Source organism: Peribacillus sp. B65 (assembly GCF_058513295.1).
The window spans coordinates 3,168,506-3,182,938 of sequence record NZ_CP195840.1 but is presented as its reverse complement, the minus strand read 5'-3'; the positions used below and the strand labels follow the sequence as shown (position 1 = coordinate 3,182,938).

Genomic DNA, 14,433 nt, shown 5'->3' with positions numbered 1-14,433 from the left:
AGGGGGATTAACGTGCAAACGAATATATTAAAAATTAAACAAGCGATTACCGGGGGAGAAACTTCACTTGGAATCGAATTTGGATCCACTCGTATTAAAGCGGTGTTGATTGATAATCATCATGAAACTATCGCATCTGGAAGTTATGAGTGGGAGAACCTATTGGAAGATGGAATTTGGACGTACAACTTAGTGGATATTATCACAGGTCTGCAAACAGCTTATAGTGAAATGAAGCAAGAAGTTGAACGAAATTACGGAATTACCATTCGAAAAATAGGTTCAATTGGATTTTCTGCAATGATGCATGGGTATATGGCTTTTGACAGTACAGGGGAGCTACTTGTTCCGTTTCGAACTTGGCGTAACTCAACAACTGGTGTTGCAGCAAAAGAACTAACTGATCAATTTCAATTTAATATTCCTGAACGATGGAGTATTGCTCACCTTTATCAAGCAATATTAAATGAAGAGAAACATTTGCCTCGCATTGATTGTATTACGACTTTGGCTGGATACATTCACTGGTTATTGACTGGTAATAAAGCAATTGGCATTGGAGATGCTTCAGGCATGTTCCCAATTGATGAATCAACTCAAGATTACAATGAATCAATGGTCAAGCAGTTTAACGATTTAATTGCGACGAAAGGTTATCCTTGGAAGCTAAAAGAGATTCTTCCTAAAGTCTACATTTCAGGCGAGCAGGCGGGTGAATTAACCGAAATTGGAGCGAAAATCCTGGATAGATCAAGAAATTTACAACCAGGCACTCCAATTTGTCCACCGGAAGGCGATGCGGGGACTGGAATGGTTGCTACGAATAGTGTGAGGAAACGTACCGGAAACATCTCAGTAGGAACTTCCGTTTTTGCGATGATTGTACTAGAGAAAGAACTTTCAAAAGTTTATCCAGAAATTGATCTGGTAACTACACCAAACGGAAGTCTCGTTGGAATGGTTCACGCGAATAACTGTTCAAGTGATCTGAATGCTTGGCTGGGATTGTTCAGTGAATTTTCTGAGGCAATGGGACAAAAGGTTGATATAAATAAATTATTTGAAGTAATGTTGAATAAGGCTTTGGAAGCGGATCCAGATGGTGGCGGTTTGCTTAGCTACGGTTATTTCTCTGGTGAAAATATCACAGGATTAGAAAAAGGGCGACCATTATTTGTCCGCTCACCTGAGAGTCAATTCAATTTAGCAAACTTTATGCGGACTCACCTTTTTACTGCTTTCGGTGCTTTGAAAATCGGAATGGGTATTTTGACAAAAGAAGAAAATGTTGCAATTGATCGTATTTTGGCTCACGGTGGTTTATTTAAAACCCCTCTTGTTGGACAAAAAATTGTTGCGGCTGCAATGAATACTCCAGTATCAGTTATGTCAACGGCAGGAGAAGGCGGCGCGTGGGGAATGGCGATTCTTGCATCTTACATGATGAATAAAGATCAAAAAGAAAGTTTAGAAGACTTCCTCGACAAAAAAGTATTCGAAGAGGTTGATGGACAAGAAATTTATCCTGATCAAGTAGATGTTAAAGGATTTGAAGCATTTATTGAAAGATACAGGAAGGGTTTAGTGATTGAGCAGGCCGCTGTAGACAATTTGATGTTATGAGTGGAAAACTGGAGGGATTGACGTGTTAGAACAACTGAAAGAAGAGGTATTTCAAGCAAATTTGGACTTGCCTAAATATGGACTCGTGAAATATACATGGGGAAATGCAAGTGCAATTGATCGTGAAAGCGGTTTATTTGTTATCAAACCTAGTGGTGTTGATTACGAAACGATGAAAGCCAGTGATATGGTCGTTGTTGATTTAGATGGCGATGTTGTTGAAGGAGAGTTGAGGCCTTCATCAGATACAGCGACTCACGCAGTACTTTATAAGTATTACCAAGAAATCGGGGGCATTGTACATACTCATTCAACTTGGGCGACAATCTGGGCTCAAGCAGGCCTTGATGTTCCAGCGATGGGGACCACTCATGCAGACACATTTTACGGATCCGTCCCATGTGCTCGCTACCTAACACAAGAGGAGATTGATCGTGGGTACGAAGTGGAGACTGGGAAGTTAATCATCGAAACATTTGAAGAGCGTGGGTTAGACATTTTAGCCGTTCCTGGTGTCTTACTTCATGGTCATGGTCCGTTTACTTGGGGCAAAGATGCAAAATCCGCCGTAATGAATAGTGTGGTGTTGGATGAAGTTTCGAAAATGAATTTATTTACACGGGATTTAAATCATTTTGCAAAAGAATTACCTCAAAATATTTTGGATAAACACTATTTACGAAAACATGGAAAATATGCTTATTACGGTCAAAAGTAAGATCAACTCTATTAAATTATCAAACCATTAGAATTAAGAAAAGAGGATTATTATGTTAACAACAGAAAAAAAGGAATTTTGGTTCGTCGTAGGATCACAACATCTATATGGGGAAGAAGCGTTAGCAGAGGTCAAGGCGCATGCACAAACGATAACCGACGCATTAAATGAAAGCGGTATTTTACCTTATCCACTTGTATTGCAAGATTTAGCTGTTAGTGCAGAAAGAATCACAAGCATCATGAAAGAAGTCAATTATCGTGACGAAGTTGCCGGTGTCATCACTTGGATGCATACTTTCTCGCCTGCAAAAATGTGGATTCGTGGAACGAAACTATTACAAAAACCATTGCTTCATTTAGCTACACAATTCAATGAAAGCATTCCTTGGGCAACGATTGATATGGACTTTATGAACCTGAACCAATCCGCTCATGGTGACCGTGAATATGGTTTTATCAATGCCCGTTTGAAAAAACAAAATAAAGTTGTTGTAGGTTATTGGGAGCGCCCTGAAGTGCAAAAGCAAATTGCACAATGGATGGACGTAGCGGTTGCTTATAACGAAAGCTTCAACATTAAGGTCGCTCGCTTTGGAGACAACATGCGTAACGTTGGAGTAACTGAAGGGGATAAGGTTGAAGCGCAAATCCAATTTGGGTGGACAGTTGACTATTTTGGAATCGGAGACCTTGTTCAATATGTAAATGCGGTTACTGATGAAGAAATTGATGCTTTATTTTCAGAATACGAAGGCCTTTATGAATTTGATTATGGTACAAACAGTAGGGAAGATTGGGAGAAAAGCGTAAAGGTACAGGTAAGCTATGAAATTGCGATTAAACGTTTCCTTGATGATGGTGGTTACACGGCCTTCACAACGAACTTCGAAGATTTATATGGGATGAAACAACTTCCTGGTCTTGCCGTCCAACGTTTGATGGCACAAGGATATGGCTTTGCGGGTGAAGGAGATTGGAAGACGGCAGCACTTGATCGCTTACTGAAAGTGATGAGCCATAACCAATCAACTGGTTTTATGGAAGATTACACATATGAATTAGCTGCTGGACAAGAATCAATCCTTCAATCACATATGCTTGAAGTCGACCCATCTTTAGCAAGTAACAAACCAAAAATTGTCGTATCTCCATTAGGTATAGGTGATCGTGAAGATCCAGCACGTTTAGTATTCGACGGCAAAGCAGGAGACGGTGTCGTTGTTTCCATGGCTGACTTTGGTACAAACTATAAACTTTTGATTAATGAAGTTTCTGCATTTGAGCCAACTGTTCCAGCACCAAACCTTCCAGTGGCCCGTGTACTTTGGGAAGTGAAGCCAAACTTCCAAGATGGAGTGAAAGCTTGGCTTGAGAATGGTGGCGGTCACCATACAGTTGTTTCATTGAACTTAACAACAGACCAAATCATAACCTATGCAAAACTTGTTGGCTTGGAATACGTAGTTATTAAGTAATGTTTCTTCCCTCCAAGGAGGCTCTGCTTCCTTGGAGGGAAGAAATAGGTACTCCAGAGGTTGTAGTCTGGAAATAGTAACCATTAGTATGATCACTTTTTTTGTAAGCGTGTTCGTAGTTTTCCGGAAAAAGATGAAAGCGTTTTAATAGCACAATAACGACACAGAATTCATCCTAATCAATGATTCTACTAGCATATATTTGTAGCTTGAAAACACTATTATTATTTTCTTTTAAAAGCAATCAATATTTTTAGTGGTGGGATTTTAAAAATATAATTTTAAAACCTTGAGGAGGGAATTTTAATGGTTAATGAAAAGAAAATCTCAAGTGGATTCATTTATTTTTTTGGGGCTTTTGGGGGCATTCTCTTCGGTTATGATATCGGCGTTATGACGGGTGCTTTACCTTTTCTGCAACATGATTGGAACCTTCAAAACAACCCTGGTGCCATTGGCTGGATTACCTCTTCGTTGATGTTTGGAGCTATTTTTGGAGGTGCCCTGGCCGGACAACTTTCCGATCGTTTAGGACGGCGCAAAATGATTTTAATATCTTCTATCATTTTTGCTGTTGGCTCCATTTTGGCAGGAATATCCCCTCATAAAGGGCTCCTTTTTATGATTGTTGCCCGGATTTTATTAGGGTTGGCTGTAGGTGCTGCTTCTGCGTTGGTCCCAGCCTATATGTCGGAAATGGCGCCGGCACGTTTACGTGGACGTCTGTCAGGAATTAATCAAACAATGATTGTCTCTGGTATGTTGCTTTCGTACATTGTCGCTTATTTATTGAAAGACTTACCAGGAACTATGGCATGGCGGTTGATGCTTAGTTTGGCTGCCGTACCTGCTTTGATCTTATTTATTGGAGTGTCAAGGTTACCCGAATCACCACGTTTTTTAATTAAGAACAATAAAATTGATGAAGCTCGTAAGGTGTTGGGCTTTATTCGCTCTAACAAAGAACAAATTGACTCTGAAATAATACAAATTCAAGAAACTGTTAAAGAGGAAGCAAAGGTAAATCAAAAAGCATCTTGGGGTACACTTTTAAGTAATAAATACCGTTATTTAGTAATTGCTGGTGTGGGTGTTGCTGCGTTTCAACAATTTCAAGGTGCAAACGCAATTTTTTATTATATACCTATGATTGTGGAAAAAGCAACAGGGCATGAAGCCAGCTCAGTATTGATGTGGCCAATTATTCAAGGGGTTATTCTCGTACTAGGTTCATTAATATTCCTTATGATTGCTGATAAATTTAATCGCCGTACTTTATTAACAATAGGCGGAACTATTATGGGACTATCCTTTATTTTGCCGGCAATAATGAATATATTAATTCCTAATGCAAATCCGATGATGATGGTTGTTTTTTTAAGTATCTATGTAGCACTTTATTCATTCACGTGGGCTCCGTTAACCTGGGTCATAGTTGGAGAAATTTTCCCGCTGGTAATTCGCGGGCGTGCATCAGGAATAGCTTCATCATTTAACTGGATTGGTTCTTTCTTGGTTGGATTGCTATTTCCAATCATGACCGCTTCGATGTCTCAAGAAGCTGTTTTTGCAATCTTTGGTGCTATTTGTTTACTCGGTGTTTTATTTATCCGGACATGCGTTCCTGAAACTCGAGGTCATACTTTGGAGGAAATTGAAAAAATTGGAGAAAGCAAACAAGCTAAGGGAAAAAGTGCTTAAATTAGACCTATGAGATTTGGAGCAGAATTCAAAGAAGCTATACGCAAATAGGAGAGTTAAGCATGCATTTTAAATCAGGGGGTCATAAGGGAAAATACTTCTGTAATTATGATCTACACACACATCATGAACATGTTGATTCATATGATTCCCTTATCTTAAGGCCGAAGTTGCTACTTCGGCTTTTCACCATTAAAATGTTTGCTGAACTTTTTGTGCAATTCATGGTGTTTTAGCTTTTATTTATATGAAGGAATTTAATAGGGAAGGAGCCGAAAAAAATGAAAACATCACAAAGCTCGTTTGGAAATGAAGTCTTGCTGTTTACAATAGAAAATGAACATGGAGTAAGAATGGAAGTTACAAACTTTGGTGCAAGAATCGTCAATCTGTTCGTCCTAACGGAAACGGGTCGTAATAATATCGTATTGGGATTTGACTCGATTGAGGATTACAAAAAAGAAACATATTATGGAGCAACAATAGGAAGAGTCGCTGGAAGAATAAAAAATGGCCAATTTTCGATTGGTGAATCACGTTACCAAACATCTGTAAATCAATTAGGGAATACATTACACGGTGGCAGCCTTGGATTCGATGGAAAAATCTGGGATTATGAAGTGAAGGAGACGGATGAAAGTGCATCAATCATCTTTTCAACACACTCACCTAATGGCGAGAATGGTTTTCCGGGGAATTTGAAAGTAAGTGTGACTTACACATTAGACAACTTAAATATTTGGTCAGTCAGCTATCAAGCAACTAGTGATAAAGACACAATTTTTAATCCGACCAATCACGTCTATTTTAACTTAACAGGGCATCCCAGCAATCCAATCGATGATCATTTCTTACAAATCTTTTCTGAAGAATTTGCACCAGTAAATGACGATACCACGGTAACTGGGGAAAAGCGAAGCACAATTGGCACGCCTTATGATTTTCGAACCCCAAAGAAATTAAAATCAACCTTTGAAGCAATTGACGCAGAAGTTAAAAAGGTTCAAGGAATCGATCATCCATTTTTCCTAACGTGCTCAGGACTTCATCAAACTGCAGCAAAATTAATTAGTCCTGACCAGAAAATATCAGTCGAGGTATACACAGAAGAGCCTGCGGTTGTCATTTACACTGCAAACTTTGTGGAAGGTGTGCCACTCATGCACGGAGAAAAATTAATTCAACACGGCGGGATAACGTTTGAAACCCAAGCTGCACCAGGAGCAATTGAATTTGAGGATTTTGGAGATATTCTTCTTTTAGCAGGCGAAAATTATACTTCCCAAACAAAATACAAAATTGAGGTCAGGACCCGACTCAGCTGAAGTTTCCAGTTAGTGTGTTAAAGTGTCGGATAGGTGGATTTGGTTTCGATATTTTCACATCGATTCGGCTGCTAGTTAGGGTCGGCATCCGGTGCCTGTCAGAGCGTTCGAGCATAGGTCGTTACATATATAGGGTGGGATTCCCGCCGAATAAGAGTTAACCACTCACTGGAACTGAGTTTTGGAGGAGAGAGGATAACTTATATCTAAGCGTAAACAGTTGGATAGTGGGTCGCAAACTATGGTTAAAGGAAAGCCACCATTTAAACAGCGCATATTAAATACGTAGCACCTCCTGGTACGATACTTGTATCAATAAAAGGAGGTGCTTATCCTATGCCTCTACAAAAATTAACGATTGTCCCCGTTACATTATATGAAGGAATTTAATAACCGTTGAATCTCCTGTTGCTACTAACTTCCTACCACGATTCGCTGTTACGTTGTGCGTTTTTGTACCTTATTCTTTCCATGGTGAATGCAAAATACAATCACAGAAATTTTTATTTTTATATTCAGGTCTAAAATATTCAATAATATCTTCCTTCATATTGCCAAAAGTAGTTTCTGGCTTATGCTTAAAGCCCTCATAAAACGCTGGAATAATGACCTTCTTGAAATTGTTACGTGGGAAGGCTTTTATAATTTCTTCACGCAAGTCGTCAGGGAATTGTTCAAATCCATCTCCCATCACATCTAAACCAACACCTGAAAAGAGTAGTGCCACTTCGGACTCTTTATGTTCTGCAACGCCAGGTGTCGTATGTAACGCAATAGCATCCCATACAAGACGAATCGACTCATCTGGAATTTGATACTGCTGTAAAAAGCTTCTCGCTGCATTTGCACCGTCTACTTCAAATCGTAAATCTGGACTGCTGAATTTTTTTGTTAAGCCTAAATCATGGAATAATGCACTAACATATAGCAACTCTAAATCATAATTATGATTCGTTTTTTTTCCGTTGACTGCACCAAATAAAAATACACGATTTGAATGATTCCACAACAAGTCGTTCCCATGCTCGCGTAAAAGATCTGCTGCTTCTTTAGCCAATCGGGAATCTGGAATTTTAATACCTGCTACTTCTTGAAACATAATTGAAAATCCCCTTTACAATTTGATAGTTCTCATTCTCATGAACTTGTATTCATTGTAAAGAGGAATTTATCATTTATCTATTCATTCATTTCTATGATAATAATAGATAAAAACTATAATATAGAACTTTTCAAAGAAGCTATCTCATCTTTTTCTGTATGAAAACGCAGCCTTTCGATTTCACATAGTAATAACTTAATATACTTACGTGCTGCATAATTGATAAAACGATTCTTTTTCATCACGAGATAAACAGATCTAGTCAAAGTTGGTTTTTCAATACGTTGGAAAAATAAATCCTCTGTATCATAAAATTCATATAATGTCCGCGAAACAAAACTGCGTCCAACCCCATTTCGAACAAGCTTCAAGATAGATTCAATGCTAGACGTTTCGACAATAGGTTCTATCTGCCTGCCAACCTCAAGACTCGTTTTATCAAGTATTTTTCTGCATTGATGGATATTTGGAAATAAAATAAGAGAACTGTCTAAAACATCGGAAAATGAAACCTTCTGCTCTCCATTACTTTGATTACTAATCAGGTAAAATTCTTCATCATACAACTTCGTCGCCATCAACATATCATTCCGATTGAATTCAAAACCAATACCAAAATCAGCTTGATTCTCTAAAATAGCCTTTTCCACTTCATCCGTACTTTGAACAAACACTTTTATGTTCGGATACAATTGGTTAAATTTAATACATAAAGTAGATACCAAATCCGTTATTTCTCCTGGTAACACAGCAATTTTCAATTCCCCGATTTCTACTTTTGTAAGTGCTTTAATTTGAGAAGAAATACTTAGTAGGGAATTTTGAATATTCAATGCTTCTTGTTGTACAATTTCTCCCACCTTAGTAAGTTCAATCTTTTTACCAATACGGTTAAAAAGTGCATAGCCTATATCTTGTTCAAGCATTTTAATTTGATGGCTTAAAGTTGGTTGCGAAATTCCTAATTTTTCAGCTGCTTTTGTAAAATGAAGTTCTTTACTGACCATTAAAAAATATTCTAAATGTCTTAATTCGATACTATTTCAATCCTTTCTAATGAAAATAATTATTGGTTATCTGTATGCTTGCAATATTATAATCTAGTTATTAAGTTACTTTATTTTAAGGGATTATTCCATAATTTGGACTGATTGCTGGATAAAATTAAAAAACACCATTAGCTATCTGTTATTTTGGTTCATAAATAACTCACTATGATGTTGGATAACCTGTCGGGCCCGGTATCTTATACAGGCTATATCCGCGGAGAAGGTCTAAAAGGGTCCTCAGCTATGACATGTACAATTATTAATAATTGTACCTTTTAAGATGTCAGTTTACATAATAAAATATCTCATATAATACTAAGATTTTTAAAAATTGGAGTTAGCCGAAAAACAAAGGCTTAATCAAGGAGGAGGTAAATCATGTATATACCTAAACATTTTCACCTCAAGGATGAAGAAATAATTTATGATTTTATCGAAAAGTACAGCTTTGCGACTTTATTTTCTCAACACAATGGAGAACCGTACGCTACCCATCTTCCACTCATATTAAATAAAGGTGAAAGTGCTTTATATGGTCATTTTGCCCTTCCAAACGAACAATGGAAGGATATGGAATACCAACAAGTTCTTGCGGTTTTCCAAGGTCCTCACTGTTATATATCTCCGTCTTGGTATGAAACAACGATGGCAGTTCCTACTTGGAATTATGTGTCTATCCATTTATATGGAAATATGGAGATTGTCGAAGATCAAAAAGTCATATTCGATTCTCTAAATGATATGGTAAACAAATATGAAAGTCCAGATAGCCTATACAATTTAAACGATGTAGATTCCAGATTTATCGAAGGAATGAGTAAAGGGATTGTAGCATTTAAAATAAAAATCACAAAAATTGAAGCGAAAGCTAAATTAAGTCAAAATCACCCTTTGGAACGTCAAGAATTAATTATTAAGCATCTAGAAAACACTTCTCAACAAGATAATATACAAGTAGCATCTCTTATGAAGAAAAATCTACAAAATTAAAAGATATCCGACTTTGTCTTATTAAATTACTGTGGTAGATTTGTTAAAAAATTAAGCCTAATTTCAGATGGAAATTAGGCTTAAAATTATCCTTCAATTTATCTATTAAGAAACAAGTTTTAGACCTAAAGTAGCACTTAATGTCTTCCTAATAAAAACTAACTATTCGAATATTCGGATTATCCGTATAAAATCATTCCAAATGATGCTCTACCTGACGCACCAATTCCCGTCCATATTCATAAGCTGTCCCCATAGGAAGTGTGTCCATTGCATAGGATAAAAATGTGAAGCTCGCTTCAAATCCAATAACTAATAATGCTAGAAAGGTTCCTATGAAGATTATTTTTGCAACACCAAACATTCAAATAAAATAGCTACAATTCGTTTATTCAAAGAATTATGGAGCTATTCTTTTATCCATGCCTTCTTTAAGAGTTTCACACCCACATCAATTTCATCGTCAGAAAGATTACTGAAACCTAGTTTAACCATTGGTCCGTCGGTGTTATTTTTAATGAAGTAGAGTGACGTAGGATACACCGTAACGCCATGAAAGGAAGCTTGTTGAATTAACCATTCTTCTGAATGCTTCAGATGTACCTTGACTAATACATACAAACCGGATTGTTCACCAATAATTGATATATTTTGAGCGAATTGCTCTTTTAATGCGGATACTAAGTGCTGCATTTTTCTTTTATAAACAAGGCGCATTCGTTTAATATGTCGACTCCATTCTCCCTCTTCCATAAGTTTAGCCATTGTAAGCTGGCTAAGCAGGGAGGTGGTAGCTTCAAAATGAAGAAACTGATTTTTAAAACGATTTAATAATGGCTGTGGCAAGACCATATAACTTAAACGAATTCCTGGAAGAAAGGACTTCGAGAAATTCCCTAAATAAATGACTCTTGCTGAATCAATGGAGGCAAGAGCAGGAAATGGTTTTTGTGTATAGCGAAATTCACTATCATAATCGTCTTCAATAATATATCCACGAATCTTGTTAACCCAATGAATAAGCATTTGCCGTTGTTGAATAGACATGCTTACTCCAATTGGACTTTGATGGGAAGGGGTTACATAGATTAATCGTGATTTCATTTGTTCTAATTGGGAAAGTTCAGCACCTGTTTCATAAACCGGCAAAGTTTCAAGCATAAATCGATGGAATTGAAAAGCTTCCCTAGCACCGTCGTAACCAGGGTCTTCAACTATAATACTCTGGAATTCATCCTTCAATATATGCCCAAGGTATACAAGCATTTGTTGGGTACTGCTTCCGATAATAATTGCATTTGCATTTGTTTTCACTCCGCGTGATTGGAATAAATATGTGGAGATTTGTTCGCGCAGGCATTCTTCCCCAAATGGTTCCCCGTATCGAAAGCTATCCTGTAATGTTAATACTTGGTTAGCAATTCTCCTCCAAATTTTCAGTGGGAAATGTGTTTGATCAACGGCATCTGCCCTGAAATTAACTACCGGAGGTTTCTTGGACTCAGTCTGCTTTTTATTATAAGAGATTAATGGCTCCTGAAATATTAGGGGTTCTAACTCATTTGCAAAATAACCTTTTCTGCCCTCTCCACGAATATACCCTTCAGCAACAAGTTGTTCATATGCCAGTAAAGTTGTATTACGGCTTACATGTAAGGAATCTGCAAGTTGACGAATGGAGGGTAATTGCTCATTCGCCAAAATGTCTCCTTGTTCAATATATGATTTAAATTTCTCGTAGATTTGTTTGTATTTTGGGGAGTTATCATTAAAAGTAAAAATGGTATTATTCATTTGCATTCCCTCTGACATGTATATTTGTTTATTATTGTACCTTTTTACATGTCAATTTGTATAATACTATTTTTTTATCGGATATTCATTTTTAAAAACTCTAATGCAAGTTGAAAGGATGATTAATGTGTACATTCCTAAGCAATATCGTATGAAAAATGAAGAGGCTGTTCAAATTATGAAGTCTAACCCGTTTGCCTTATTGATTACTGTTGATGAACATCGTCCCATGGCTACGCATATTCCTTTGGAAATTCGGGAAGATGGAGGGAAAATCTATGCGACTGGCCACATTGCATACGGAAACATGCAGAAAAAAACTTTAGACAATAATAGTGATGTGTTACTGATTTTTCAAGGGCAGCACGCTTACATTTCATCAAGTTGGTATAAGTGCGAAGAGGTTCCTACATGGGACTATCTAGCTGTACATGCGTATGGATCAGCTCGTGTAATCACTGAAGACGAGCTGATTTCCTCCTTGGATACTATGCTTAATCACTATGAGTCGCATCGAGAAAATGGTCGGACCTGGGAAACGTTTGATCCAGAATTGCTTAAGAGTGAAATGAAAGGAATAGTTGGCTTTGAAATTGAAATCACATCTATTCAAGCTGCAGCCAAAATGAGTCAAAATCGTAATGACACTGATTACAAAGCGATTATTACAGAGCTTGAAAAATCAAATGAACAAGGGGAAATTCAGGTTGCGCAATGGATGCGTGAGCAACGGAAAGGGTTAATTGAATGATTGGCATATTACTAGGGTTTGCTAGTGGCACCCCTAAAAGCAAAAATGGTGTTTATCACTTTTTAAGGGAAAGCAAAGGTAAGTCAAAGCCATTCCTTACAGACAAGAGCTCATTTTAAAACAGTTTGAACAGATTCCTTTTCTAAATGAGCAACAAATTGCCTCCTTGATGAAAGCGAACCTTAAAAAAAGTGTAAACTAGCTTTCACCAATCAAGGAGGAGCCCAATAAAGCGTGTGCAAAAATACAACAAGGAGTTGCTTTTTATGGAGTTTTCAAATATTTGGCTATTTGTAATTACTGCTGCTACATTGTTAATAATACCTGGACCGGCTGTGTTGTATATTATGGCAAGAAGCATTGATCAAGGGAAGAAAGCGGGCATAGTATCAGTTCTGGGTGTATCTCTTGGTGGTTCTGTTCACGTTTTAGCTGGAGCAATAGGAGTTTCGGCAATCCTTATGACATCAGCAACAGCCTTTAATATCGTTAAATACTTAGGTGCTGCATATCTTATCTATCTGGGGTGTAAGACTTTACTTTCTACATCCGATCGAACGACATCAGAAATTCTAAAAGCCCCTCGCAAAAGGTTATTAAAGATATTTTACGAATCAGCGCTCGTAGAAGTAATGAATCCTAAGACAGCACTCTTTTTTTTAGCCTTCTTTCCGCAATTCATATCACCTTCTGCTGGATCAGTCACAATTCAATTTTTGCTTTTAGGAATTATATTTATTATCCTAGCTTTTATTAGTGATGGTCTGTATGCAGTTCTTGCAGCAAGTATTAGAAAGCGGATTCTGGGTAGTGAAGTGAATTCTAAGTTGCAGAATCGGATAACTGGTTATTTATATATAGTTCTAGGGGTATTCTCCGCCTTTGCGAGCCCCTCCAAAACATAAGAGTGGTTGATGAAATGTATCGAGTTGTTTCACAACAAATAGCGATTCTACTAAGAGAATAAGTAAAATGAAATGGAAAGATATTTTATGCCTAGATTTATCATTGAAGATGATTTTTGGTCGTTATTCCCTCATGCAAAAATAGGCACCGTTATTTGCAAGGATATTGATAATTCAATAAAGGACTTTGAATTATACGAGAAGCTTTTCAGAAATTCAAGACAAAGAAAGGGGCAAGGTGTTCCATTGAAGCTTTATTAAAAAGAGTGAAAAATGGCAATCATAGCGGAACAATAAACCTGCTTGTTGACATCAATGATTATGGGCTTCCATGTGGTGGAGAAGATATCTACACTACACTTTTGTAGGCGATATTCGGCTAACGCGGGCAAATTGTAGCGAACCATTTATTCCATTGGGAAATGATGAAAATACTTCACCATATGAAGGAGAAATTGGTTAAACGGTCATTTAATTAACACTCATTTAAAAGTGAAGCACGGATTAGTCGGCAAAGCAAACAACGTGAGGACTTCGTTCCTGTGGGGCAGAATGACCGACATCCAAATCAGAGAAAGGTTGAACGAAGGAATATAGGAGCATCGACTCTGTGAGAAATGGGAGGGTTGATCTTGATGAGACATGTGGATATCCTAAAGTGCAATCATAACATTATTTAAACCAATTTATTTTATAATTGGCTAGTTTTGCATGAACTCCTATGACTTCTAGAGCATTCGTGAGATAGTTTTTAGTTTATTGAGGGAGTTTTATTTGCATAAGGAACCAGATAGCTATAAAAAAGCAAACTTGCCAAAACTGAGCGAGTTTGCTTTTTTATTTGAAAACGAAGTCAAAACATCTGTCATATGGGTTCGTAATTTCGAAAAATCACTTCAAAAATGCACCCTTTATAAGTGACTTTTTTTATTCTACTCATTAAGTCTCCTTTTTTAAAATTTTTCTAAGGAAATAAATCTAAAAGATCTTTAATCTTT

General features: G+C 37.2%; 11 protein-coding genes and 2 pseudogenes. 9 read left to right on the top strand and 4 right to left on the bottom strand.

Annotated elements, in window-relative coordinates:
* Positions 1–12: 12 nt before the first annotated feature.
* The 5 genes from ACSR9O_RS15555 (at position 13) to ACSR9O_RS15535 (ending at position 6,844) form a co-directional block, all read left to right on the top strand.
* Positions 13–1,623 (top strand): xylulokinase, encoded by a 1,611-nt coding sequence (locus tag ACSR9O_RS15555; RefSeq protein WP_260357836.1) that lies wholly within the window; start codon positions 13–15, stop codon positions 1,621–1,623.
* Positions 1,624–1,645: 22 nt separating this feature from the next.
* Positions 1,646–2,341, top strand: coding sequence for an L-ribulose-5-phosphate 4-epimerase (locus tag ACSR9O_RS15550; RefSeq protein WP_101225142.1), 696 nt, complete (start codon positions 1,646–1,648; stop codon positions 2,339–2,341).
* 52 nt (positions 2,342–2,393) lie between these two features.
* Complete coding sequence (gene araA / locus ACSR9O_RS15545) at positions 2,394–3,818, top strand: L-arabinose isomerase (protein ID WP_230175784.1); 1,425 nt, start codon at positions 2,394–2,396, stop codon at positions 3,816–3,818.
* Positions 3,819–4,124: 306 nt separating this feature from the next.
* Positions 4,125–5,519: a sugar porter family MFS transporter gene (locus ACSR9O_RS15540; RefSeq protein ID WP_101225140.1), complete on the top strand. Its 1,395-nt coding sequence runs from the start codon at positions 4,125–4,127 to the stop codon at positions 5,517–5,519.
* A 281-nt stretch (positions 5,520–5,800) separates the two neighbouring features.
* Positions 5,801–6,844 (top strand): aldose epimerase family protein, encoded by a 1,044-nt coding sequence (locus ACSR9O_RS15535; protein WP_491724660.1) that lies wholly within the window; start codon positions 5,801–5,803, stop codon positions 6,842–6,844.
* A 460-nt stretch (positions 6,845–7,304) separates the two neighbouring features.
* Here the strand turns inward: ACSR9O_RS15535 and ACSR9O_RS15530 are convergent, their stop codons facing one another.
* On the bottom strand, positions 7,305–7,943 hold the full coding sequence (locus tag ACSR9O_RS15530; protein WP_491724659.1) for an HD domain-containing protein: 639 nt from the start codon (positions 7,941–7,943) through the stop codon (positions 7,305–7,307).
* Between the two features lie 116 nt (positions 7,944–8,059).
* Positions 8,060–8,983 (bottom strand): LysR family transcriptional regulator, encoded by a 924-nt coding sequence (locus tag ACSR9O_RS15525; RefSeq protein ID WP_491725474.1) that lies wholly within the window; start codon positions 8,981–8,983, stop codon positions 8,060–8,062.
* 390 nt (positions 8,984–9,373) lie between these two features.
* Between ACSR9O_RS15525 and ACSR9O_RS15520 the strand changes: the two genes are divergently transcribed.
* Positions 9,374–9,985, top strand: a complete 612-nt coding sequence (locus ACSR9O_RS15520) for an FMN-binding negative transcriptional regulator (protein ID WP_491724658.1) — start codon at positions 9,374–9,376, stop codon at positions 9,983–9,985.
* Positions 9,986–10,147: 162 nt separating this feature from the next.
* Here ACSR9O_RS15520 and ACSR9O_RS15515 read toward each other — a convergent pair.
* Together ACSR9O_RS15515 and pdxR are read right to left on the bottom strand one after the other, a co-directional pair.
* Positions 10,148–10,349, bottom strand: a pseudogene (locus ACSR9O_RS15515) (DMT family transporter).
* A gap of 44 nt (positions 10,350–10,393) precedes the next feature.
* Positions 10,394–11,779 carry a MocR-like pyridoxine biosynthesis transcription factor PdxR gene (gene pdxR, locus ACSR9O_RS15510; RefSeq protein ID WP_491724657.1) on the bottom strand — a complete coding sequence of 462 codons (1,386 nt, stop codon included), beginning with the start codon at positions 11,777–11,779 and terminating at the stop codon, positions 10,394–10,396.
* 118 nt (positions 11,780–11,897) lie between these two features.
* Between pdxR and ACSR9O_RS15505 the strand changes: the two genes are divergently transcribed.
* The 3 genes and pseudogenes from ACSR9O_RS15505 to ACSR9O_RS15495 form a co-directional block, all read left to right on the top strand.
* Complete coding sequence (locus ACSR9O_RS15505; RefSeq protein ID WP_232783009.1) at positions 11,898–12,530, top strand: FMN-binding negative transcriptional regulator; 633 nt, start codon at positions 11,898–11,900, stop codon at positions 12,528–12,530.
* A gap of 266 nt (positions 12,531–12,796) precedes the next feature.
* Positions 12,797–13,435: a LysE family translocator gene (locus tag ACSR9O_RS15500; RefSeq protein ID WP_260357828.1), complete on the top strand. Its 639-nt coding sequence runs from the start codon at positions 12,797–12,799 to the stop codon at positions 13,433–13,435.
* 87 nt (positions 13,436–13,522) lie between these two features.
* Positions 13,523–13,892: pseudogene (locus ACSR9O_RS15495) on the top strand (B3/B4 domain-containing protein); the annotation flags it as partial.
* Positions 13,893–14,433 lie beyond the last annotated feature (541 nt).